This is a genomic window from Hydrogenophaga sp., assembly GCF_030651625.1.
Lineage (GTDB): Bacteria > Pseudomonadota > Gammaproteobacteria > Burkholderiales > Burkholderiaceae_C > Hydrogenophaga.
On sequence record NZ_JAUSCF010000015.1, the window covers coordinates 1 to 22,130 of the forward strand.

A 22,130-nucleotide genomic window follows, 5' to 3' on the forward strand; every position below is an offset into this window, starting at 1 on the left:
GGCATTGGCCAGGTCAATGTGGCGGTGACGCAGCTGGACCAGATGACGCAGCAGAACGCGGCACTCGTGGAAGAGAGTGCGGCCGCCGCAGAGAGCCTGAAGGATCAGGCTCAGCGCCTGGCTCAGGTCATTCAGATCTTCCGGCTGGACGGTCGGGTGCTGACCACCTGACATCGGCTGAACCCATCATTCGACAGCTTCAGAAAGTCCACCATGAGCACCCACACCACGCACACCCGGATGCCTCGCGAGAATGCACAGGCTTTGCTCGGCGACCGAGTGATGCTGGCGGCGATTGCGCTCAGCGCGTTGGCTGCGGTGGTGATCGGCTTTCTGTACTACGAGCCCACGCTGGGGGTGGTGGGGGCGCTGGTTCTGGGTGGCGTTGGCGTGGCGGCCTACATGCTGGGCCGTGGCACCCTGGCTTCGCGCCTGGTGCTGACTTTTGCCCTGGTGGCGCTGGTGGCGCTGCACATCCAGCTGGCGCGCGGTGAACTGGAGTTTCACTTCGGGGTGTTTGTCACGCTGGCCCTGTTGCTGGTGTACCTGGACTGGCGACCCATCGTGTTCGCTGCGGCATTGTTTGCGGTGCATCACGTGTTGTTTGACCGGTTGCAGGCGGCCGGCTTTGGCTTCTATTGCACCACCGAAGCCAATTTCTGGCGCGTGATGCTGCATGCGGCCTATGTGGTGATCCAGACCGGGCTGGAAGTGGTGTTGGCGGTGGCCATGGGAAAAACCGCGCGCGAAGGCGCCGAACTCTCGCGTCTGGTCAGTTCGGTGGATCAACCGGATGGCATTTCCCTGGATGTGGGCGGATTGTCGGTTTCGGCACCCGGCGCCCAGGCGCTTCAATCGGCGTTGCTGCGCATGCACACGGTGGTGTCTGCGGTGCAGGCTTCCACCGCCTTCATCGAATCGGCCAGTCGCGAAATCTCAACCGGCAACATGGACCTGTCTTCGCGCACCGAACAGACGGCGAGCAGCCTGCAACAGACGGCCGCCAGCATGGCTCAGATCAACAGTACTGCCCGGCAGAGCGCCGATGCGGCCCGGCTGGCCACCGCGACCGCTGTGAACAACGCTGAAGTGGCTGCGCGCGGGGGCCGCGAGGTGGCTCAGGTCGTGGCCACCATGGACGAGATCAACCACAGCAGCAAGAAGATCGGCGACATCATCGGCGTGATCGACGGTATTGCCTTCCAGACCAACATCCTGGCCCTGAACGCTGCGGTGGAAGCCGCCCGCGCCGGAGAGCAGGGACGTGGCTTTGCGGTGGTGGCTTCAGAGGTGCGCAACCTGGCGCAGCGCAGCGCCGAGGCCGCCAAGGAAATCAAGGTACTGATTGCCAGCAGCGTGGACAAGGTCGAATCCGGTTCGCGCCTGGTGGCCGAGGCAGGCAGCACCATCGACGAAGTGGTGGCCAATGCCCAGCGCGTTGCAAGCAACATTGCCGACATCACCTCGGCCACGGCCGAGCAGTCGGGTGGCATTGACCAGATCAACACCACCATCAATCGCCTCGATCAGGCGACCCAGGAAAACGCAGCGCTGGTCGAAGAGAGCAGTGCGGCGGCGGAAAGCCTCATGGAACAGGCGCTGAGACTGACACAGGTGACGCAGGTGTTCAAAACCATGCCGACGCTGCGCAGTGCCTGATGGCATAGCCGACCATCCTTCCACCTCAAACCAAACGGATCACATCATGGGACTGCAATCGTTGATGCGCCTCTTCTCCATACGCCAACGCATGCTGGGCGCCATCGGTGTCGTGCTGGCCTTGCTGCTCATCGTGGGCGGTGCCGGCTTGTGGGGCATGCAGCGCATGGCGCACCTGGGCAACGAGTTTGTTGACCATGCTTTTCAGGAAACGGTGGCTCTGTCCAAGTTGCGCGTGGCGCTGGGGGACATGAGCCGCTTCGAGAAAGACATGGTCATTCACTACGAATCGCCCGAACAACTCTCTTTGTCCAACATGCGCTGGGAAACGGCCGTGAAGCAGGCCAACGAGCAGCTTGCGAGCATGTTGCAGGGCGAAGCGGACGAAGACAACGCCGTGCTGCAGGAGGTGCAGCAGCAACTCAGGGACTACGTGGCCGCGGTGCAGCCGGTGGTGGTACAGATTCAGGGTGAGGCCTACGACTCGGCCACCGTGGCCAACCGCATGCTGGGTCGTGCGCACGAACGCTACGCAGCCATCCTCGGGCTGGTCCAGCAGGTCGAGGCCATCATCTCGACGGAAGCCGCAGAAGTGCAGAACGAACTGGTTTCCACGAGCGACCGCACGATCTTGTGGTTCGGTGTCGCCGTCGCGTTGGCGGCGCTGGTGGTGGTGCCCACCACGCTGGCGAACATGCAAAGCATCTGCCAACCACTGGACCAGGCCCAGCGCCTGGCCGAGGGTATCTCACAAGGTGATCTGACCCAGCACGTCACCGCGCAGGGAAAAGATGAGCTCACTGCGCTGATGAATGCGCTGGGTGGCATGCAGTCTTCACTCGCGCGCATTGTGGGGGAGGTACGGGCCACCACCGACAGCATTGGCACCGCCAGCGCCGAAATCGCGTCAGGCAATCAGGATCTGTCTTCTCGCACCGAGCAGGCCGCCAGCAGCCTGCAGCAGACCGCCAGCAGCATCGAACAGATCAACAGCACCGTGCGCCACAGTGCCGATGCTGCGCGACAGGCCAGCCAGATGGCGGTGGCCAATGCCGAGGTGGCCGCGCGCGGTGGCAAGGTGGTCGGTCAGGTTGTGTCCACCATGGAAGAGATCAACCAGAGCAGCAAGAAGATCGGCGACATCATCGGCGTGATCGACGGTATCGCCTTTCAGACCAACATCCTGGCCCTGAACGCTGCGGTGGAAGCCGCGCGGGCTGGTGAGCAGGGCCGGGGCTTTGCAGTGGTGGCGGCCGAAGTGCGCAACCTGGCACAGCGCAGCGCAGAAGCCGCCAAGGAAATCAAGGGGCTCATTGCCAGCAGCGTGGACAAGGTGGACGCTGGTTCGCGCCTGGTGGCCGAGGCAGGCAGCACCATCGGCGAAATCGTGGCCAACGCCGACAAGGTGTCGGTGTTCATCAGCGACATCACCACCGCCGCCAACGAACAGTCCGAAGGCATTGGCCAGGTCAACACGGCTGTGGGCCATCTGGACCAGATGACCCAGCAAAACGCCGCACTGGTCGAAGAAAGCGCGGCCGCTGCGGAAAGCCTGAAAGAACAGGCCAGGAAGCTCACCGAAGTGGTGGGCACGTTCAGGCTCAGCGCGGCCTGAAAGAGCAAAGTCGCTGCCTTCGTCTGCGGGTGCCTGGCGACAGGCACCCGCTTTTTTCGATTGGTGTGGCGGTGCTGAGTGCAGTGCCGGGCAGGTCTGCCTATACTTGATCCCACGCTGGCGCCACCCGCGCCTCTGTTGGAAGGTTGATGCCATGAACGCCCGTTTGCCTGCTTCTGCTTCGCTGCTGGACCCTCAGTCTCTTCAGTCCCATGTGGACGAAGCCTGGTCCCGCACCATCGTCCCCGAACTGCAGCGCTACATCGAAGTGCCTGCCAAATCCCCTGTTTTTGATCCTGACTGGGCTTCGCACGGGCTGTTGGACCGGGTGCTGCAATCCGCCGCCACCTGGGTGACTGCGCAGAAGGTGGAGGGCCTCACGCTGGAAGTGATCCGGCTGAACGATGCGCAGGGGAAGGCGCGCACGCCGGTGCTGTTTTTTGAGTTGCCCGCCTGCGCAGGCAAAGACGGCACACCCGCACCGGCCTCCGGCCAGACCGTGCTGATGTACGGGCACCTGGACAAGCAGCCCGAATTCACCGGCTGGCGCAGCGACCTCGGCCCGTGGACGCCCAAGATCGACAATGGCAAGCTCTATGGCCGTGGCGGCGCCGACGACGGCTACGCGGTGTACGCCAGCATCGCCGCTGTGCAGGCCCTCAAGGCCCAGGGCGTGGCGCACCCGCGCATCGTCGGCCTGATCGAGACCTGTGAAGAAAGCGGCTCGGGCGACCTGCTGCCGTACGTGGATGCGCTGCGCACCCGCCTGGGCGATGTCGGGCTGGTCATCTGCCTGGACAGCGGCGCCGGCAACTACGACCAGCTCTGGCTCACCACCAGCCTGCGCGGCATGGCCAGCGGCGTGCTCAAGGTGGAAGTGCTCACCGAAGGCATTCACTCCGGCGATGCCTCGGGGCTGGTGCCCTCGAGCTTTCGCATCATGCGCCAGGTGCTCGACCGGCTGGAAGACAGCGCCACCGGGCGGCTGTTGCCGGCCAGTTTTCACTGCGAAGTGCCGGCTGAGCGCATCGAGCAGGCGCGCGCCACGGCCGCTATCCTGGGTGACGAGATCTACAAACGCTTCCCCTGGGCACACCACGACTGCGGAGGCTCGAGCGTGTTCGCGCTGCCCACCACCACCGACCCGGTGGACGCGCTGCTCAACCGCACCTGGCGCCCGACGCTGTCGGTCACCGGCGCCGAAGGTTTCCCAACGTTACAGAACGCGGGCAATGTGCTGCGGCCCTACACCGCGTTCAAACTGAGCCTGCGCCTGCCACCGCTGGTCGATGCACCCCAAGCGGTGCAAGAACTCAAGGCGCTGCTCGAAGACAACGCGCCCTACCAGGCCAGGGTCACGTTCGAAGGCGAAGGTGCGGCCAGCGGCTGGAACGCTCCCGCCACCATGTCGTGGTTCGAGCAGGCGCTGCAGGATGCCTCGCAGGCTCACTACGGTGCGGGCTGCGGCACCATTGGTCAGGGCGGCACCATCCCGCTCATGAACATGCTCAGCAAGGGCTTCCCCACCGCCCAGATGATGGTGTGCGGCGTGCTCGGTCCCAAGAGCAACGCCCACGGCCCCAACGAATTCCTGCATCTGGACTACGCACAGCGCCTGACCGCCTCGGTGGCCCAGGTGATTGCGCGCATGCCTTGACTGGCGCTTTCGATCCCGCCTATGTCCGACACCACCCAGGCCCCTTTCACCCTGCGCGACGGCCTGAACCTGGCCATCTACGACTGGCCCTTGCCCTCGCGCCAGCGTCCACGCGCCGTGGTGCTGATCGTGCATGGCCTGGGCGAACACGCCTGGCGCTACGACGCGGTGGCCAACCGGCTCAACGAATGGGGATTCCTCGTGCGGGCCTACGATCAGCGCGGGCACGGGGAATCCGGTGGTGGACGAGGCGTGCTCCCATACGACGACGCCCTGCTGGACGACCTGACCGAGGTGCTTGACGACACCCGTCGCCACATCGCCGAGCCTTGGTCGTGTCCGCTGATCCTGTTGGGCCACAGCATGGGTGGGCTGGTGGCTTCCACTTTCGTGCAGCGTGCCATGGCACCGGTGGACGGTCTCGTGCTTTCATCGCCGGCGCTGGCCACGGGCATCGGTCCCCTGATGCTCAAGGTCATTGACCTGCTGTACCGCTTTGCGCCCAACCTGGCCCTGTCCAACGGGCTCGATGCCAGCAAGATCTCGCACAGCGCCGCCACGGTGGACGCCTACAAGAAGGACCGTCTCGTGCACGACCGCATCACCGCGCGGCTGGCCAGATTCATTGACGGCAACGGTCCCAAGGTACTGGCCGCCGCGCCTGAGTGGAAGGTGCCCACCTTGCTGATGTACGCCGGTGCCGACAAGCTGGTCGCACCCGTTGGCAGTCGCCGTTTTGCCTCAACTGCGCCTGGCAAGCTGGTGACCAGCGAATGCTTCGGGGACCTGTATCACGAGATATTCAACGAAGCCGATCCTTCGCCGGTGTTTGCGGCGCTTCAGGGCTGGCTGGACCGCCAGGCGCCCGCCGCTTGAACAGTTGATTCGTCCTGGTTGGCGGGCTGGTCAGAGACGAATCAGCGCTTGCCCATCAAACCGCCAAGCACGCCGACGAGATCGGCTGCTCCGGAGCTTTTGCCGCCGGCACCGCCACCCAGCAGCGCCCCCAATGCGCCGAGGCCGTTGTCGGCAGGCAGCTGACCCTGTGGCGTCAGGCGGTCAATCAACTCGGGCAGCAGTTCGGCCATGGTGCTGGAGGCTTGCTGCGTGTTGCCGCCCATCTGCCGGGCGATCATGGCGATCAGGTCAGGCCCCAGTGCGCTGCCAAGCTGTTCGGGTGATACCGGCCGGTTGGCACCCGTGCCCACCCACGACTGCGATGCCTCACCCAAACCACCAGCCTGCAGTTTGGCCAGCAGTCCCTGCAATCCGCCTGCCTGGTTGATCAGGGCCATCACGATGCCCATGAGTACCTGTGGATCAAGCCCGCCGGTGGCTCCTGCCGCATCCCCCGCACGAGCCGTCCCGCCGGGTGATCGTGTGGCGTTTCCAGCCGCGCCAATCAATGCATCCAGAAGTCCCATGTGCGTTCCCCATGAGTGGTGTGTACGGAAGCCCGTGCGCCGGCTGGCCACGCCTCAAGCGCCATTGTGGGCCTGGCGACGCAGCCATGCAAGCCACACCAGGGCAGCGCCAGTCAGGGCCACCGGAACCAGCGAACCCACGTTCAGCCATTGCCAACCCTGGGTGGTGACCAACGCACCCGAAGCAAACGAAGTGAGGGCCATGGTGGCAAAAACGAAAAAGTTGATTGCTGCCTGCGCGCGGTCCTTTTCCTCAGGTCTGTAGGCTTGAAGCGACAACGTGGTGCTGCCGGTGAACAGGAAATTCCACCCCACACCCAGCAGGAACAGCGCAATCAGGAACTGGTGCAGCTCCACGCCCGAGAGCGCGATGGCAATGCAGGCGATGTTGAGCACCACTCCCACTCCCATGATGGTGAGTGTGCCGAAGCGCTTGATCAGGTGGCCCGTGAAAAAGCCGGGTGCGAACATGCCGATCACGTGCCACTCCAGCACCAGCGCTGCGTCCTCGAACGGGAAGCCGCAAACCTGCATCGCCAGTGGCGTGGCCGCCATCAACAGGTTCATCACGCCATAGCCCAGCGCGGCACCAGCAGTGGCCACGATGAAAACCGGCTGCTTCATGATCTGCGACAAGGGACGACCGGCGTCGGCGCCGGGGACTTTGGGGGGCACCGGTGGAAACCGCATGAAGACCATCACCCCCATCGACACCAGCGCCACCACGGCCAGCGCCAGGTAGGCGCCCGCGAAGGGCACCTCAAACAGCGTGCGGGTGCGGCTCGCCAGGTTGGGTCCGAGCACAGCTCCCACCAGGCCTCCCGCCAGCACCAGCGACACGGCCTTTTCGCGAAACGCCGGGACGCTGAGTTCGGCGGCCGCGAAGCGATAGAGCTGACCGTTGGCACTGTAGTAGCCCGCGATCACCGTCGCCGCCACCAACATCCAGAAGTTGGACGTGAACGCCGCCCAGAAGCACAGCAAGGCAGACACAAACGCCACTAGCAGACCAATCTGGAAAGATGCCTTGCGCCCCAGCGCACTCTGTGTGCGCGCCACCAGCGGCGTGGACAAGGCGCCCCCCACCACATAGCCCATCACCGGCAGCGTGGCCATCCACCCCAGCGGCGCCAGCGACAGCCCGACAAGGCCATTGATGGCAATGAACACCACGTTGTTGGTCAGGAACAGGCCTTGTGCGGTGGCCAGCAGCCAGAGATTTTTATTCATAAGTCGCCGTTTATACAACCTCCTGACAGGTCCCTCGGCATGTGGTTGTCGCAAGGGCAGGCCAGCTTTCGCAGGCGAAACAGGGGTTGGCTAATGCAAAGCGGCGACCAATGCCGCCAATGCGGCGGTTTCCGCTCGCAGGACACGGGGCCCCAGGTTCACCGGGTTGAAGCCCGCCGTGCTTGCCATTGCCTCTTCGCCTGCGCTGAGTCCGCCCTCAGGCCCACTGAGAAAGAGCAGGCCCTGGGATGCAGGCGAATCCGCCAGGAAGGCGCTCAAAGGCTGTGTACCGCTCGCCAGGGAAAGGATGGCACGTGAAAGGTGACGTGTGCTCGCAGAAGCCAGCCAGGCGGATAGATCGGCAACCGCATGCACCACGGGTACGCGGTTACCGCCGCATTGCTCGCACGCCGCCACAGCCACAGACTGCCAGTGCGCCTGCTTTTTGGCTGCGCGCTCCCCGTTCAGGCGAAGTACGCTGTGCGCGGTGTGAAGTGGCTGCACACTGGCCACACCCAGCTCTGTGGCTTTCTCCACCAGCCAGTCCATGCGATCGTTCGCCGGCATGCCCACTGCCAGGTGCACCGACCGCTTCGGTTCGCGATCGATCGCGTGGTGTGAGCCAATCATGGCCTCCACCTCGCTGCGCCCCATGCGGGTGAGGGTGGCGTCCCATTCGCCGCCGTCGCCATTGAAAAGGGTGATGGATTGGCCCGGTTGCATCCTCAACACCTGCACGTGGCGCGCCGCGTTGGCAGGCAGGCTCAGGTTCTGGCCAGCTTGCAGCGTGACGGGACAATGAAACCGGGGCATGGCGGGCTAGTGTGCTGTCCCGCAAACAGTTGCATGAAATGAAACTGATGAATTCGCGCCCAGGGCAAGGCGCAAACCGCAGCGATAGCCTGTGCTATCGCGAGGATTTGCAACGCAGCCATGGGTGTGAAGGCACGGTTTCATATGCAAGTTATTTACGGGACAGGACACTACATGCGCAGCGGTTTCAGACCCGCCCGAAAGCGAAACCCGACGCCGCCTCCAGGCCCTCGACCTGATCGATCAGCTTGAGAAACGGCCCGAGTTCGCGGTACCGGTGGGCGGTGTTGCGGATGTAGTGAATGAACCGGGGCGTGTCGGCGAGGTACTTGGGTTTGCCATCGCGCAGCGTCAGCCGGGCAAAAATGCCGGCCACTTTCAGGTGCCGCTGCAGGCCCATCCATTCGACCGACCGGTAAAAGGCACCGAAGTCGCTGTGCCAGTCTTCAAAGTCCATCAGGCCGGCCTTTCGCGCCTTCTCCCAGTAACGCACGGTCACATCGATCACGAAGTCTTCTTCCCAGGTGAGAAAGGCATCGCGCATCAGGCTGGCCACATCGTACGTGATGGGGCCGTACACGGCGTCCTGGAAATCCAGGACACCCAGCTGCTGCGCTGAACTGGAGCGATTCGCCGCCGGGCCGCCCCAAGGCGAATCAGCCCCCTTGGGGGGCAGCGACCCGTGCAACGGCGGAGCATGGGGGATCATCAGGTTCCGCGGCATGAAGTCGCGGTGAACGTAGACCGAGGGTGCGGCGAGGTTGCGTTTGACGATGCTGTCGAATGCTTTCTGCAATGTCTGCGCCTGTTCCACAGCTGGCTCGAACGCCCGGTGCCTCTGCAGGTACCAGTCCGGGAACAGCTGCATTTCGCGGCGCAGCAAGGCTTCGTCGTAGGGGGGCAGAACGCCGGTTCGGCTGGCGAGCTGCCAGGCCAGCAGACTGTCCAGGGCGGCCATGTACTGGGCATGGTGGGCCTGTGGATTCGCCGGGTCGATCACGTCCAGCAGCGTCTGGTGCCCCAGATCGCTCAGCAGCATGAAGCCCTGATGCTCGTCCCAGGCCAGAATTTCAGGGACCAGCAAGCCGGCTTCCTGCATGAGTTGCGCGACCTTCACGAAAGGCTGGCAGTTTTCGTGTTCGGGTGGCGCGTCCATGATGATGCGGCTGGCACCGACGCTGGTGTCGATGCGCAGATACCGCCGGAAGCTCGCGTCGGCCGATGCCGGGCGCAGCGTGTCGGGTCGCAACCCATGCTCGCCGGGCAGCGCCCTCAGCCAGTGATCGAAGTGGATTTTGCGCTGGGCATCGGGCCAGGACACTGCGTCGATGGGGGGCATGGCTTCTTTCGCAGAGGGCATCGGAATCAGGGGCATTGAGGCATGGCGCGAGCCATGGTGCGAAAGAGATGGGACATAGGATAATCGGTTCGATTTTACAAACCAGACGCCCGGCGGTTTCTGTGGTGCGTTGCCGCAACCCAGGTCCGCCGATGCCAAGCAACCGAGCCGTCACCGTCCTGTGTTCGCCGGCCGCCACTTGCCACAGACCGCCTTGAAACCCGCCAACACAGACAAGCACCGCTCCCCTGCGATCAAGGCGTTGATCAGCGCATTTCTTGTTGCCGGCCCGCCCACGCAGCGGTGGAACGTGGGAGCAGAGGGCCAGCAGCCGGGCCGTCCCCAAGGCGGGTCCAGCCCCCTCGAGGGGCCGCGACCCGCACAGCGGGCGAGCGTGGGGGCAATCAGACCGCAGCGCAGGGCCGCCCCAAGCAAGGTCAGCCCCCTTGGGGGGCAGCGACCCGCGCAGCGGTGGAGCGTGGGGGCCTTTTTCAAGCCCACCCCGCTGGCGCGAAGCCTTCAGGGCGTGTTGTCGGTGCTGGCGCTGGGCAGCGCCTGCCTCCCGGTCGCCATGGCTCAATCCGGCGACGAGCCGCAAAGTGCCTCGTCGTCTGTGCGCTTGCAGGCCAGCCCAATGATGAAGGAAAACCTGCCCCCTGAAGTGGGGGACCTGACGCCCACTTTCGTCTCAGGCGATCAGATCGAAGGAAAGACGGACGGTCTCACCGTGATCGAGGGAGCCGCCGAGTTGCGTCGCCACGACACGGTGATCCGGGCCGACCGGCTCGAATTTGACCGGGCCACGAACGACGCCAAGGCCAAAGGCAATGTGTTGATCAATCGCAACGGTGACCGTTTCGAGGGCCCCGAGCTGCAGATCAATACCCAGACCAAAGAGGGCTATTTCGAGGCACCTTCTTTTTCGATGCCACGCAACGATGGCTTCGGTGAAGCCAGGCGGGTCGATTTCCTTGGGGACGACAAACTGCTGGCGCACGACGCACGGTATTCCACCTGTCCGCGCACGCCTGGCGTGCGCTGGGCGCCAGACTGGCTGGTGCGCGCCAGCAAGATCGAGCTCGACAACGTGGAAGAGGTTGGTACGGCCACCGGGGCCGTTCTGGAGTTCAAGGGCGTGCCGTTCCTGGCGGCTCCCTATCTGAGCTTCCCCCTGAGCGACAAGCGCAAGTCGGGCGCGTTGCCACCTTCCCTGAGCATCGACAGCCAGAGCGGTACACAGGTGACGGCGCCTTATTACCTCAACCTTGCGCCCAACTTTGATGCCACGCTGTCTCCCACTGTCATGAGCAAGCGGGGGGTCGATCTGGGTGGGGAATTCCGCTATCTGCAGCCAACCTACACCGGTCAGGTGCGGGCCGCCTACATGCCTTCGGACCGCCTGCGCGACACGGATCGCTGGGCCTATGCCATTCAGCACGGGCAGCAGTTGAACAGCCCCCTGGGTATCAGTGGACCGGTCGGTCTCCGGATCAATCTCAACCGGGTGAGCGACAACAACTACTGGCGTGATTTCCCTCGGACCGGAACCACGCTGTATTCGCGCCTCTTGCCCAGTGATGTCGCTCTGGGCTGGTCGAACGGGCCCTGGTCAGTGAGCGCAGGTGCCTACACCTGGCAAGCTTTGCAAGATGATGAGTCTCGGTTCACGCCACCGTATGACCGCTTGCCTTCGATCGGGGTGACATACCAGAGAGTCAATGAGACGATAGCCGGGCTGTCGGGCTGGGACTGGTCGATCCAGAGCAACGTGACCCGCTTTCAGCGTTCCATCGAAGCCACGTCCACCGCAGCGGAGATCAAGTCCAGTGGTGATCGCGCGCTTGCGGTCGCTGAAATCACCCGGCGCTGGCAGACACCGGGCTGGTTCGTCCAGCCCAGGGCCCGATTGCATGCGACCAGCTACCAGTTCGACACGGCCATCAATGGCCGCACCAATGCCACGCGGGTGCTGCCCACGTTCAGCGTGGACAACGGGTTGATTTTCGAGCGACCTGCCAGCTTCTTTGGTCGCAGCTTCATCCAGACGCTTGAACCCCGCGCTTTCTTCACCTGGACGCCATACCGGGATCAAAGTGATCTGCCCGTCTTTGATTCGGCCGCACGCAACTTCAACCTTTCGACCCTGTTCACCGAAAACACGCTGGGCGGCAACGACCGCATCACCGACACAAGGGCTGTCACGCTTGGCGTGAACACGCGGTTGTTCGACCCCGAAAAGGGTGGCGAGATTGTGCGTCTGGGGGTCGCCCAACGCTACTTCCTCGAAGACCAGAATGTCACCTTGCCTGGACGCGCACCGGTGACAGAGCGCATCAGCGATGTGCTCTTTGCTGCGCGTGTTCAGTGGGATCCCCGCTGGTCCACCGACCTCAACCTGCAGTACAACCCCAAGAGCCAGGAGACGGTGCGAACCACCGTGGGGGCGCGCTACAACCCGACACCGTACCGCACCTTGAGCGTGGCCTATCGGCAGTTGAGCGGACGGAGCGAGCAGCTGGACGTGGGCTGGCAATGGCCATTGTCTGGCTGGGGCTCGCCCACGCCGGAACCCGTCCCCGGCCGCGCGCTCGGCCCTGGGCAGTGGTACAGCGTGGGCCGCATCAATTACAGCGTGCCCGACAAGAAGGTCGTCGATCTGGTGGCTGGGTTCGAGTACGACGCGGGCTGCTGGCTTGGCCGGGTGGTGCTGGAGCGGCTGCAGCTGAGCCGCTCCACCTCCAACCAGCGTATCCTGTTCCAATTGGAATTCACCGGTTTTTCCCGCGTGGGCGCCAACACCCTCAAAACCCTGCAGGATCAGGTGCCTCGCTACCGATACCTGCGTGAAGAAATCAACCCGCCCAGCCGCTTCCAGAACTATGACTGAACGCCATCCGCAACTCTCCCGCCTGGCGATCTGGTGTTTGTGTGCGCCGTTGCTCTGGAGTGCCACCGCCACTGCCCAGTCGCTGCGCCTGCCCAGCCAGTCCAGTGTGCAGCGCACCGCGCCCGGCGTGCCGGTCACGGCCGACTTCATCGTGGCACTGGTGAACTCCGAGCCGGTGACCAACAACGAAGTGCGTCAACGCATGCGTCGCGTCGAGCAACAGATGGCTCAACAGGGTATTGCGGTGCCCCCGCGCGAGCAGTTGGCGCAACAGGTGCTTGAGCAGCTCTTGTCAGAACGGGCGCTGTTGCAGCACGCCACCGAAACAGGCATCCGTGTGGACGAGGCCACCCTGCTGCGCGCCGAGCAATCTGTGGCTGCCCAGAACCAGCTGGGGCTGGAAGAGTTCCGGCGTCGCGTGGCTGCCGAGGGTGTGGATCTCAACCGCTTCAGGAATGACCTGCGCAACCAGATCCTTCTGCAGCGTCTGCAGGACCGTGAACTTGAAGCCCGGGTTCAGGTATCCGAAGCCGAGATCGACGACTACCTGCGTGCGCAGCAGCGTTCCAGCGACCCAGCCAACATGCTGTTGAACCTGGGTCATGTGTTGCTGCTGGTGCCCGAAGGGGCAACCGAACAGCAGGTTCAGGCGCAGAAGGCGCGGGCAGAAGAGGTGGCGCGGCGCGCTCGCGCAGGCGGTGATTTCGCGGCGCTGGCGAGCGAATTTTCGGATGCCGCCGAGCGCGCGAATGGCGGCGTGCTGGGCTTGCGGCAAGCCAGTCGATTGCCCGAGTTGTTCGTTGCTTCTACCCAGGCGCTGAATGTGGGCGGTATTGCGGGCCCATTGCGAAGCGAGGCCGGATTTCATGTGCTCAAGGTGCTGGAGAAGCGTCTGGCGGGCTTGCCGGAGGCCAGCGTGGCACAGACCCGTGCGCGCCACATCCTGCTCCGCCCCGGTCCACAGCTCACAGAGGCAGCGGCCATCGAGCGCCTGAGCCAGTTTCGTCAGCAGATTGCCAGTGGACAGTCAAATTTCGAACAACTGGCGCGTGAACACAGCCAGGACGGTTCGGCCAGTGGCGGTGGTGATCTGGGATGGACATCGGCCGGGCAGTTCGTACCCGAGTTCGAGGAGCCGATGAACCAGTTGCGTCCCGGCGAAATTTCGCAACCGGTGGTTTCGCGTTTTGGGGTTCACCTGATTCGGGTTGAGGAGCGTCGCGAAGCCGCACGGAGCCAGCAGGAACAACGCGAACAGGTGCGCGCGCTGCTGCGTGAGCGCAAGGGCAACGAGGCGCTGGACGTCATGGCACGCGAAGTCCGCAATCGCGCCTACGTTGAAAACCGGGAACCGCCGCAGCCGTGAGCGGGCTCGTCACCGCCGAACCTGCTTCGGCATGAAACACATCGCCCGCAAGCGCTTTGGTCAGCATTTTCTGACCGACGCCGCCGTGATTGACGCCATCGTCGAGGCGATTGCACCTCAACCGGGCGATGCCATGGTGGAGGTCGGTCCTGGCCTGGCCGCGCTCACCCAGCCACTTGTCGAGCGCCTGGGCCGCCTCACCGTGATTGAACTCGACCGCGATCTGGCGGTCCGGCTGCGCGCGCATGCGCAGCTCGATGTGGTGGAGTCCGACGTGCTGAAGGTGGACTTCACCGCATTGGCCAGGGGCATGCACCCGGACAGCCTGGAAGCGAAGAAGCTCAGGGTCGTTGGCAATCTGCCCTACAACATCTCCACGCCCATCCTGTTTCACCTGCTGGACCATGTGGATGTGGTGCAGGACCAGCATTTCATGCTGCAGAAGGAAGTGATTGACCGCATGGTGGCAGGTCCTTCGACTTCGGAATACGGTCGCCTGTCGGTCATGCTGCAGTGGCGTTACGCCATGGACAACGTGCTCTTCGTGCCACCCGAGAGTTTCGATCCCCCGCCCCGGGTGGACAGCGCCATCGTGCGCATGGTGCCTCTGGCACAACCCCCGGCGATCGATTTCAAGACCTACCACGACCTGGTGCAGACCGCCTTCAGCCAACGACGCAAGATCCTTCGCAACACCCTGGGCCGCTGGCTGGACGAGCGGGGCTACAACGGCGACTTCGACCTCCAGCGCAGAGCCGAAGAAGTGCCCGTGCACGAGTTTGTCGCGTTGGCACAAGCGACCAAATAATAAACCCGCAAGCATGAAAAAGCCGCGACAAGTGTCGCGGCTCATCCAGTGGCACCAAGGATCCGGCTCCACCGGTCCAAGGTGCCGCGGGGGTAGACCAATAGCTCCGGCGCGAAATGTCTCAGTCCAGAGATACCGTGGAACCGGCTTTGCCGGGCCACTGGTATCGCCCCCTTGAGGGGGTGACGCGAAGCGGCGCGGGGGTGGGCCGTTATTTAGGCAGCAGCCAGCCAGTACCCGGCGTTGAACGGGCTGCTCATGCGCAGCGCCATCGGACTCACGTCGAGCAGCTTGTCGGTCGGCATGGGATCTTCGCTGGCTACTTCGATCGGTTCTTCGCCCTTGGGGGCCCGAGCCACCGAGAACGAGTAGAAGCACCGGAACGGAATCTTGCGATCACTCCAGTAGTCGGCCGTGTCGCGGAAGATGTCGAGCAACTGCTCGCGGGCTTCCTTGTCGAACTTGGCGTGTGCAGGAATGTGCTCCAGCACGACGATGAAGCCGGTCTGTGGTCCCGACTTGTGCACCATGTCCGTCATGCAGTCGTAGAGAGCGTCGAAGTTCTTGCCGAAATGGGAAGGCAAGGTGTATTGGGCTGCGATCAACTCCAGCACGTCCTGTTTGCTCTGCGCTTTGGCGAGGTTGGCATACAGGAAGTGATGTCCCAGGTGTTCAGCAGCGGCCTGCAGGTCTTTCACGCCATAGGCGCGAATCGACTGAACGATGTTGGTTCGTACGTTACGAAGTGGCGTGTCCATCTCCGCGTCTCTTTCTACAGTCAAAGTTGATAAACGATTCACTTCATTCACCCTGGATCACTGCACGATCAGCTTGAAGCTGGCGTAGTGGTCTTCGGTGTAATAACAATCATCAGGTGCCCGAGGCTTCTGCCCACCGCACACAATTCGCCTTGCACCCCGGTGATTCAAACCAGGTGTGGGTACGGTGTATTCACGGTAATACCCTCGTTTCTGTCCAGGCAGCAAGCGCTCGCGATTGCCGAACACAGTGCCATCTTTTTCGTAGCGGAATGGCCCTCCCAGCCGGATCTGCTCCATCACTTCCTTGCCCTGAACGGGAAGGGCGCTGGCGCCGATCACTGCAGGCAATTGCACTTCTGCGGGAGACCGGGACTGCACCATCATGGTGCTTGCCGCGACCGCCAGTACCAATGCCACCGCCAGTGATTTCACCAGCCACGACCTGTCTTTCACCGCCCGGATCTGTTTCAGACCCATGAAACCATTGCTCCTGATACAACCAACCCGCCCTCCGAACCAAAGCAAAACTGCCATTTGCCGTGGCACGAGTGGGGCGGGTTAACCCTGAAATTCAAGTGCGCTAGTGTGCCTTAAGCGCCACAAAAATGCAAGCGATTGCTGAAAAAATAGGCAATTCCGGCCTGCCAAGACGCGGAAAAAGTTAGTGCTTGCTTTTTCCTGAGGGTTTAACGGTCGGTGTTTGCTTCGGCCACGGTGAGTGCTGTCATGTTCACGATGCGCCGCACGGTGGCGCTGGCCGTGAGAATGTGCACCGGCTTGTCCGCGCCCAGCAGCACGGGGCCCACAGCGATGTTGCCGCCGGCCGCCGTCTTGAGCAGGTTGTAGGCGATATTGGCCGCATCAATGTTGGGCAGCACCAGCAGATTGGCGGGTCCCTTGAGCGTGGAGTGGGGCATCATGACCGCGCGGGCGGCAGGATCCAATGCCACATCCCCGTGCATTTCGCCATCGGCTTCCAGCCATGGCGCCTGCTCACGCAGGAGTTCCAGGGTGCGCCGCATCTTGATGGCAGTCGGTTGACTGGACGAGCCGAAGTTGGAGTGTGACAGCAGGGCGGCTTTGGGCTGAAGGCCGAAGCGCAGCATTTCTTCGGCTGCCATCACCGTGATTTCGCACAGCTGTTCGGGCGTGGGGTCGTAGTTGACATGGGTGTCCACCAGGAACACCTGGCGCCCAGGCAGCATCAGCCCGTTCATGCAGGCGTAGATGCGCACGTCCTGTGCGGTGCTGGGGCTACCGCCAGCGCGTTTGCCGATCACCTGGTCGATGTACTCCAGGTGGTTGTGGGTGGAACCCCAGGTGCCGCAGATCATGCCGTCGACCTCGCCCTTGTGCAGCAGCATGGCGCCAATGAGCGTGAGCCGGCGACGCATCTCGATCTTGGCAAGCTGCTGGGTCACGCCCTTGCGCTCGGTCATTCGATGGTAGGTCTGCCAGAAGTCGCGGTAGCGTGCGTCCTGTTCCACGTTGACGATGTCGTAGTCCAGTTCTTCGCGCAGGCGCAACCCGAATTTTTCAATGCGCTGGGCAATGATGGCCGGGCGACCGATGAGCGTGGGCCGTGCCAGGCCTTCGTCGACCACGATCTGGCAGGCGCGCAGCACGCGTTCTTCTTCGCCTTCGGCATAGGCCACGCGTTTGTGCTGGGCGGTTTTCGCTGCGGCGAAGATGGGCTTCATGATGGTGCCCGAGGCAAAAACGAAGCTCTGCAGGCGTTCCCGGTAGGCGTCCATGTCGTCCACAGGACGCAGTGCCACGCCGCTGTCAGCGGCGGCCTGCGCCACCGCCGGCGCAATTTTCATCATCAGGCGGGGATCGAACGGCTTGGGAATCAGGTATTCGGGGCCAAAGGCCAGTTTCTCTCCGGCATAGGCTGCGGCCACCACTTCGCTCTGTTCCGCCTGCGCCAGTTCGGCGATGGCATGAACGGCAGCGATTTCCATCTCGTCGGTGATGGTGGAAGCGCCTGCGTCAAGCGCGCCCCGGAAGATGTAGGGGAAACACAGGACATTGTTGACCTGGTTCGGGTAGTCGGTTCGGCCCGTTGCCATGATGGCGTCGTCCCGCACCGCCTTCACGTCCTCAGGTGCGATTTCTGGGTTCGGGTTGGCCAGTGCAAAGATCAGTGGTTTGGCCGCCATGCTTTTGACCATGTCCTGCTTGAGCACGCCACCCGCAGACAGGCCCAGGAAGACGTCGGCGTCCGCGATCACGTCACGCAGTGTTCTGTGGTCGGTTTTCTGCGCAAAGACGATCTTGTCTTCGTCCATCAGCTCGGTGCGACCCTCATAGACCACGCCGACCAGGTCGGTCACCCAGATGTTTTCTCTGGGGATGCCGAGCTTGACCAGCAAGCCCAGACAAGCCAGTGCTGCAGCGCCCGCACCGGAGGTGACGAGCTTGATCTTCTTGAGGTCTTTGCCCACCACCTTCAGACCGTTGAGGATGGCCGCGCCAACCACAATGGCCGTGCCGTGCTGGTCGTCGTGGAAGACCGGGATCTTCATGCGTTCCCGCAGCTTTCGCTCCACATAAAAACAGTCGGGCGCCTTGATGTCTTCGAGGTTGATGCCGCCGAAGGTGGGCTCCAGCGATGCGATGATCTCGACCAGCTTGTCCGGGTCTTTCTCGTTGATCTCGATGTCGAACACATCGATACCGGAGAACTTCTTGAACAGCACGGCCTTGCCTTCCATCACCGGCTTGGCGGCCAGCGGCCCGATGTCGCCCAGACCCAGCACGGCGGTGCCATTGGTGATCACGGCAACCAGGTTGCCGCGGCTGGTGTACTTGAAGGCGTTGTTGGGGTCTGCGACGATTTCCTCGCAGGGCGCAGCCACGCCGGGAGAGTAGGCCAGGGCCAGGTCGCGCTGGTTGGTGAGTTGCTTGGTGGCCGCAATGGCCACTTTGCCGGGCGTGGGGAACTCGTGGTATTCGAGGGCGGCACGGCGCAATTCGGCGCGTTTGTTGTCCTGGTCGCTGGTGATGCTCATGACCTTGTCTCCTGACGGTTCGATTTATTGCAATGTGGAAGCGAGTTGCGCATTCTAAATCTGTGGGCGGGAAAACCCCAGTCCGTAATAGTGCGTAATGCGCCTGGTGGGCCTGCCATTTTCGACGCGATTGGGGCGTTGGGTGGCAGACGTACCGCCGGGAGGCGGTGCTTTGTGCGCAGATACGCCCCTGCGGCGGTATCACAACCGGGTCAACGGACGGCTCAGGTGGTGCGTGGTGATTCGGACGGACAGGTCCGGGAAGTCCACGGGGGTCCTGTCTGGATGTCGGCTCGTACCGGGCGTGATGAACGTAATGGTGGACAGGTCCACCCTTGTTTTCCCGATCTTGCGATTCACCCAGGATCGGGGGCTTGACGAACCTCGGTGGCCTGACCCAGTGCTTGCTGTGCGCCGCTGGTGGGCACGTGGGACAACGACACCGTGGGTTGCAGGCGTTGCACGTCCTGCGGGTTGCACAGACCCGTTCCTGTCGTGAGCAATGCCGCCGAGCCTGCCGCCACGCCCCAGGCGAAGGCCTCCGTGAGGGGTCGGTGGTGCTGCACGGCCCACACCAGGCCGCCCACGAAGCTGTCGCCCGCGCCCACTGCACTGGCCACTTCGATGGACAGTGGTGCGGCGACCCACAGACCCTGGGTCGTCGCAAGGACAGCCCCCAGATGGCCCAGCGTGAGCGCCACCACCTGGGCTCTGCCGTCGTTCACCAGCGACGCCGCCGCTGCCTGCCAGGCGGCCGGGTCTTCCAGGGGTTGGCCCATGAGCTCGCGAAGCTCGCGCAGGTTCGGCTTGACAAGGTACACACCCTCGTCAAGCGCTGCGGCCAGGGGTGCGCCGGCGGTGTCCAGCACCAGCCGCGCCCCGCGAGCGCGGCACAGGCGGGCCAGCCGGGCGTAAAAATGGTCGGGAACACCGGGCGGCAGGCTGCCGCTGGCCACCAGCACATCGGGGAACGGATCGAGCGCCTGCAGGTGATCCAGGCAGGCCTGCCATTCCTGGGTGCTCAATGTGGGGCCCGGCATCACGAACCGGAACTCCGCGCCGGTGGCGTTCTCGTGCACGGTGAAACTGATGCGGGTGTCGTTCTCAATCGGCAGCAACGTGGCCGCGAGGCCTTCCTGGACCAGCCGTGTACGCAGCCAGTCGCCGGTGGGGCCGCCCGCCAGACTGAGCAGCGCGGGCGCGCCGCCCATGCGCGCGAGTACCCGCGCCACGTTGATGCCGCCGCCTCCCGCATCGTGCAGGGTGTCGCTGCAGCGCAGCTTGTGCGTGGGCAACACGCGCTGAGTCTCCGTGGCCAGATCGACCGCCGGATTCATCGTCAGGCACAACACGGAGAGCGTGGGAGGGGTGGAAGCTGGGTTCATGCCAGTGTTCTACCTCAAAGCGGGTCGCCATGGCCTTGGTTGATGCCAGCCGTGCACGGCGCGTCAGCGCATGTGCTTGATGCGCTTGGTTGCAAATGCCTCGCTCACACGCAGACCCTGGGTGCCTCGCTGCACGAAGAAGGCGTGCCCGGCTTCGATCTGTCCAGCCTTCACCACGGACAGGTAAAAGCCACAGCAGGCATGTTCCATCATGAGCCTGCCGGCATCGCGCAGACCCATCACCGCATTGAATTTGAAACAGGGTTCTCGCGGCGCAGTCACCCGCAACACGCATTCCGGAAAATGCAGTTCATCGCCGATCCATACCGCCGTTTCCGGCAAGCCTTCGATCGTCAGGTTTTCGCCCATGAACCCAGGTGGCAAGGGATCGTCAAAGAGATCCACGCCGCGTTCGCGCCGCAGGCGCTGCCACAGCGGCAGGTGTTCGGCCGGATAGGCATACACCGCCTTTTCAAGGCCACCATGCACGCTCAGGTCGGCCTGTTCGTCGCCAGCCAGGCCCAGCTTCTGAACCACCACCGGGCCGGCCACTGGCAGCTTGCCGATGCCAGACAGCACCACGCGCCCGCCAGCCTGCAGGGGCCGCACCGCGCCGCAGTTGACGCTCAGTACACGCACCGGCTCAGCCGCGCATCAGCGCTTCGATCTCGTCGGCCCTCACTGGCACACCGCGCGACATCAGCTCGCAGCCCTGCTCGGTGACAACGGCGTCGTCTTCGATGCGGATACCAATGTTCCAGAACGCCTCGGGCACGCCTTCGCCCGGGCGCACGTACAGGCCGGGCTCGATGGTCAGCACCATGCCGGGACGCAGCACGCGGCTCGGGCGGTCCTTGATGGTCTCGCCGCTGAGCGGATCCTTGCGCTCGCTCACCGTGCCCAGCTCGGACGGTTCCACATAGCTGCCGCAATCGTGCACGTCCAGCCCCAGCCAGTGACCGGTGCGGTGCATGTAGAACGGAAAATACGCTCGGCTGGCGATCACGTCCTGCGCATTGCCGACCTTGTTGCTGTCCAGCAGCCCCACATCCAGAAGGCCCTGCGCGAGCACCGCCACGGTGGCTTCGTGTGGATCGATGAAGCGTGCGCCGGCTTTGGTGGCCGCGACGGCCGCGTCCTGGCTGGCCAGCACCAGGTCGTACAGCGTGCGCTGCGGGCCGGTGAAGGTGCCATTGGCGGGGAAGGTGCGGGTGATGTCGCTGGCATAGCCGTCGAGCTCGCAGCCGGCATCGATCAGCACCAGTTCGCCGTCGCGCACCGGGGCGCTGCCGGCGCTGTAGTGCAGGACACAGGCATTGGCACCAGCGGCCACGATGCTGCCGTACGCCGGGTACTGCGAACCGTGCTGACGGAACTCGTGCAGCAGTTCGGCGTCCAGGTGGTGCTCGCGCACGTCTTGCCCGGCGCGCAGCATGGCCGCGCTGCGCTGCATGGCCCGGATGTGGGCGCGCGCACTGATGGCACCCGCGCGCCGCATGGTGGCAATTTCGTGCGCATCCTTGACCAGCCGCATCTCGTCGAGCAGGCTGCAAAGGTCGCGCTGGGTGTCGGGGCACAGGGCGCCATAGCGCACACGCGCGCGCACCTTGCGTAGCCAGCCATCCACCTGTGCCTCCAGCCCGCTGTGCGTCGCAAACGGGTACCACACCGTGGCGCGGTTCTCCAGCAGCTTGGGCAGCTTCTCACCCAGGTCCTGAACAGAAAACGCCTCGCTCACACCCAGCACGTCCGGTGCCGCCTCCGGCCCCAAGCGGTAGCCATCCCAGATCTCGCGTTCCTGGTCCTTGGGCTGGCAGAACAGCGTGCTGGTGCCTTCTGCGGTGACGATCAGCCACGCATTCGGCTCGGTGAAGCCGGTCAGGTAGTAGAAGTAGCTGTCGAAGCGGTAGAGGTAGCCGGTGTCGCGGTTGCGCAGATGCTCGGGTGCGGTGGGGACGACGGCGATGCCGCCAGGGCCCAGCTGGGCTGCCAGCCGCGCACGGCGTTCGGCATACAGGGTGGTGTGGGTGGTGGTGTCCATGGCCGTCATTGTCAGCCTTTTGGCGTGCGCGCGGGCCCGGGATCCAGAGCACCCGTGGAACCTGCTTTGCCGGGCCGCTGGGTGCGCCCCCTTTGGGGGGTAACGCCGAAGGCGGCGCGGGGTGGTCAGAT

General features: G+C 63.8%; 16 protein-coding genes and 2 pseudogenes. 8 read left to right on the forward strand and 10 right to left on the reverse strand.

Going from position 1 to position 22,130, the window contains the following annotated elements; translation table 11 throughout:
• From Q7V46_RS05600 to Q7V46_RS05620, 5 genes and pseudogenes are all read left to right on the forward strand, one after another.
• A pseudogene (locus Q7V46_RS05600) lies at window positions 1-171 on the forward strand (chemotaxis protein); the annotation flags it as partial.
• 42 nt (window positions 172-213) lie between these two features.
• The gene (locus Q7V46_RS05605) at window positions 214-1,659 is read left to right on the forward strand and encodes a methyl-accepting chemotaxis protein (RefSeq protein WP_304912537.1); all 1,446 of its coding nucleotides are present in this window, start codon (window positions 214-216) and stop codon (window positions 1,657-1,659) included.
• A 46-nt stretch (window positions 1,660-1,705) separates the two neighbouring features.
• Window positions 1,706-3,274, forward strand: coding sequence for a methyl-accepting chemotaxis protein (locus tag Q7V46_RS05610; protein ID WP_304912538.1), 1,569 nt, complete (start codon window positions 1,706-1,708; stop codon window positions 3,272-3,274).
• A gap of 154 nt (window positions 3,275-3,428) precedes the next feature.
• The gene (locus Q7V46_RS05615; protein ID WP_304912539.1) at window positions 3,429-4,931 is read left to right on the forward strand and encodes a M20/M25/M40 family metallo-hydrolase; all 1,503 of its coding nucleotides are present in this window, start codon (window positions 3,429-3,431) and stop codon (window positions 4,929-4,931) included.
• Window positions 4,932-4,952: 21 nt separating this feature from the next.
• Window positions 4,953-5,807, forward strand: coding sequence for an alpha/beta hydrolase (locus tag Q7V46_RS05620; protein WP_304912540.1), 855 nt, complete (start codon window positions 4,953-4,955; stop codon window positions 5,805-5,807).
• A gap of 41 nt (window positions 5,808-5,848) precedes the next feature.
• On the opposite strand, the gene Q7V46_RS05625 is transcribed toward Q7V46_RS05620, so the two are convergent.
• The 4 genes from Q7V46_RS05625 to Q7V46_RS05640 all read right to left on the reverse strand — a co-directional run bounded on the left by Q7V46_RS05625 (window position 5,849) and on the right by Q7V46_RS05640 (window position 9,737).
• Window positions 5,849-6,355, reverse strand: a complete 507-nt coding sequence (locus tag Q7V46_RS05625) for a YidB family protein (RefSeq protein WP_304912541.1) — start codon at window positions 6,353-6,355, stop codon at window positions 5,849-5,851.
• A 54-nt stretch (window positions 6,356-6,409) separates the two neighbouring features.
• A complete protein-coding gene (locus Q7V46_RS05630; RefSeq protein WP_304912542.1) occupies window positions 6,410-7,585 on the reverse strand; it encodes an MFS transporter in 1,176 nt (391 codons plus the stop codon).
• Window positions 7,586-7,675: 90 nt separating this feature from the next.
• The gene (locus Q7V46_RS05635; protein ID WP_304912543.1) at window positions 7,676-8,398 is read right to left on the reverse strand and encodes a 16S rRNA (uracil(1498)-N(3))-methyltransferase; all 723 of its coding nucleotides are present in this window, start codon (window positions 8,396-8,398) and stop codon (window positions 7,676-7,678) included.
• 187 nt (window positions 8,399-8,585) lie between these two features.
• Window positions 8,586-9,737, reverse strand: coding sequence for an aminoglycoside phosphotransferase family protein (locus tag Q7V46_RS05640; protein WP_304912544.1), 1,152 nt, complete (start codon window positions 9,735-9,737; stop codon window positions 8,586-8,588).
• A gap of 478 nt (window positions 9,738-10,215) precedes the next feature.
• Here Q7V46_RS05640 and Q7V46_RS05645 point away from each other — a divergent pair, with 478 nt between their 5' ends.
• Genes Q7V46_RS05645 through rsmA form a run of 3 tightly spaced genes read left to right on the forward strand, consistent with a single transcriptional unit; the run spans window position 10,216 to window position 14,798 of the window.
• Complete coding sequence (locus Q7V46_RS05645) at window positions 10,216-12,624, forward strand: LPS-assembly protein LptD (protein WP_304912545.1); 2,409 nt, start codon at window positions 10,216-10,218, stop codon at window positions 12,622-12,624.
• Window positions 12,617-13,990, forward strand: a complete 1,374-nt coding sequence (locus Q7V46_RS05650; protein ID WP_304912546.1) for a peptidylprolyl isomerase — start codon at window positions 12,617-12,619, stop codon at window positions 13,988-13,990. Before Q7V46_RS05645 ends, Q7V46_RS05650 begins: the two co-directional genes overlap by 8 nt.
• A gap of 31 nt (window positions 13,991-14,021) precedes the next feature.
• Window positions 14,022-14,798, forward strand: coding sequence for a 16S rRNA (adenine(1518)-N(6)/adenine(1519)-N(6))-dimethyltransferase RsmA (gene rsmA, locus Q7V46_RS05655; RefSeq protein ID WP_304912547.1), 777 nt, complete (start codon window positions 14,022-14,024; stop codon window positions 14,796-14,798).
• A gap of 362 nt (window positions 14,799-15,160) precedes the next feature.
• Here the strand turns inward: rsmA and Q7V46_RS05660 are convergent.
• From Q7V46_RS05660 to Q7V46_RS05685, 6 genes and pseudogenes are all read right to left on the reverse strand, one after another.
• Window positions 15,161-15,556 (reverse strand): annotated as a pseudogene (locus Q7V46_RS05660) (barstar family protein); the annotation flags it as partial.
• Between the two features lie 57 nt (window positions 15,557-15,613).
• Window positions 15,614-16,036: a ribonuclease gene (locus Q7V46_RS05665; protein ID WP_304912549.1), complete on the reverse strand. Its 423-nt coding sequence runs from the start codon at window positions 16,034-16,036 to the stop codon at window positions 15,614-15,616.
• A 209-nt stretch (window positions 16,037-16,245) separates the two neighbouring features.
• Complete coding sequence (locus tag Q7V46_RS05670) at window positions 16,246-18,573, reverse strand: NADP-dependent malic enzyme (protein ID WP_304912550.1); 2,328 nt, start codon at window positions 18,571-18,573, stop codon at window positions 16,246-16,248.
• A 356-nt stretch (window positions 18,574-18,929) separates the two neighbouring features.
• Window positions 18,930-19,958: a 1-phosphofructokinase family hexose kinase gene (locus tag Q7V46_RS05675; RefSeq protein WP_304912551.1), complete on the reverse strand. Its 1,029-nt coding sequence runs from the start codon at window positions 19,956-19,958 to the stop codon at window positions 18,930-18,932.
• A 63-nt stretch (window positions 19,959-20,021) separates the two neighbouring features.
• Window positions 20,022-20,597, reverse strand: a complete 576-nt coding sequence (locus Q7V46_RS05680) for an MOSC domain-containing protein (protein ID WP_304912552.1) — start codon at window positions 20,595-20,597, stop codon at window positions 20,022-20,024.
• Window positions 20,598-20,601: 4 nt separating this feature from the next.
• Window positions 20,602-21,999, reverse strand: a complete 1,398-nt coding sequence (locus Q7V46_RS05685; RefSeq protein ID WP_304912553.1) for an aminopeptidase P N-terminal domain-containing protein — start codon at window positions 21,997-21,999, stop codon at window positions 20,602-20,604.
• Between the last annotated feature and the right edge of the window lie 131 nt (window positions 22,000-22,130).

Excerpts from the sequence above, each read along its gene's own strand:
- Q7V46_RS05605 (WP_304912537.1), top strand. The coding sequence starts at position 214 with ATGAGCACCCACACCACGCACACCCGGATGCCTCGCGAGAATGCACAG.
- Q7V46_RS05610 (WP_304912538.1), top strand. The coding sequence starts at position 1,706 with ATGGGACTGCAATCGTTGATGCGCCTCTTCTCCATACGCCAACGCATG.
- Q7V46_RS05615 (WP_304912539.1), top strand. The coding sequence starts at position 3,429 with ATGAACGCCCGTTTGCCTGCTTCTGCTTCGCTGCTGGACCCTCAGTCT.
- Q7V46_RS05620 (WP_304912540.1), top strand. The coding sequence starts at position 4,953 with ATGTCCGACACCACCCAGGCCCCTTTCACCCTGCGCGACGGCCTGAAC.
- Q7V46_RS05625 (WP_304912541.1), bottom strand. The coding sequence starts at position 6,355 with ATGGGACTTCTGGATGCATTGATTGGCGCGGCTGGAAACGCCACACGA.
- Q7V46_RS05630 (WP_304912542.1), bottom strand. The coding sequence starts at position 7,585 with ATGAATAAAAATCTCTGGCTGCTGGCCACCGCACAAGGCCTGTTCCTG.
- Q7V46_RS05635 (WP_304912543.1), bottom strand. The coding sequence starts at position 8,398 with ATGCCCCGGTTTCATTGTCCCGTCACGCTGCAAGCTGGCCAGAACCTG.
- Q7V46_RS05640 (WP_304912544.1), bottom strand. The coding sequence starts at position 9,737 with ATGCCCCCCATCGACGCAGTGTCCTGGCCCGATGCCCAGCGCAAAATC.
- Q7V46_RS05650 (WP_304912546.1), top strand. The coding sequence starts at position 12,617 with ATGACTGAACGCCATCCGCAACTCTCCCGCCTGGCGATCTGGTGTTTG.
- rsmA (WP_304912547.1), top strand. The coding sequence starts at position 14,022 with ATGAAACACATCGCCCGCAAGCGCTTTGGTCAGCATTTTCTGACCGAC.
- Q7V46_RS05665 (WP_304912549.1), bottom strand. The coding sequence starts at position 16,036 with ATGGGTCTGAAACAGATCCGGGCGGTGAAAGACAGGTCGTGGCTGGTG.
- Q7V46_RS05670 (WP_304912550.1), bottom strand. The coding sequence starts at position 18,573 with ATGAGCATCACCAGCGACCAGGACAACAAACGCGCCGAATTGCGCCGT.
- Q7V46_RS05675 (WP_304912551.1), bottom strand. The coding sequence starts at position 19,958 with ATGAACCCAGCTTCCACCCCTCCCACGCTCTCCGTGTTGTGCCTGACG.
- Q7V46_RS05685 (WP_304912553.1), bottom strand. The coding sequence starts at position 21,999 with ATGGACACCACCACCCACACCACCCTGTATGCCGAACGCCGTGCGCGG.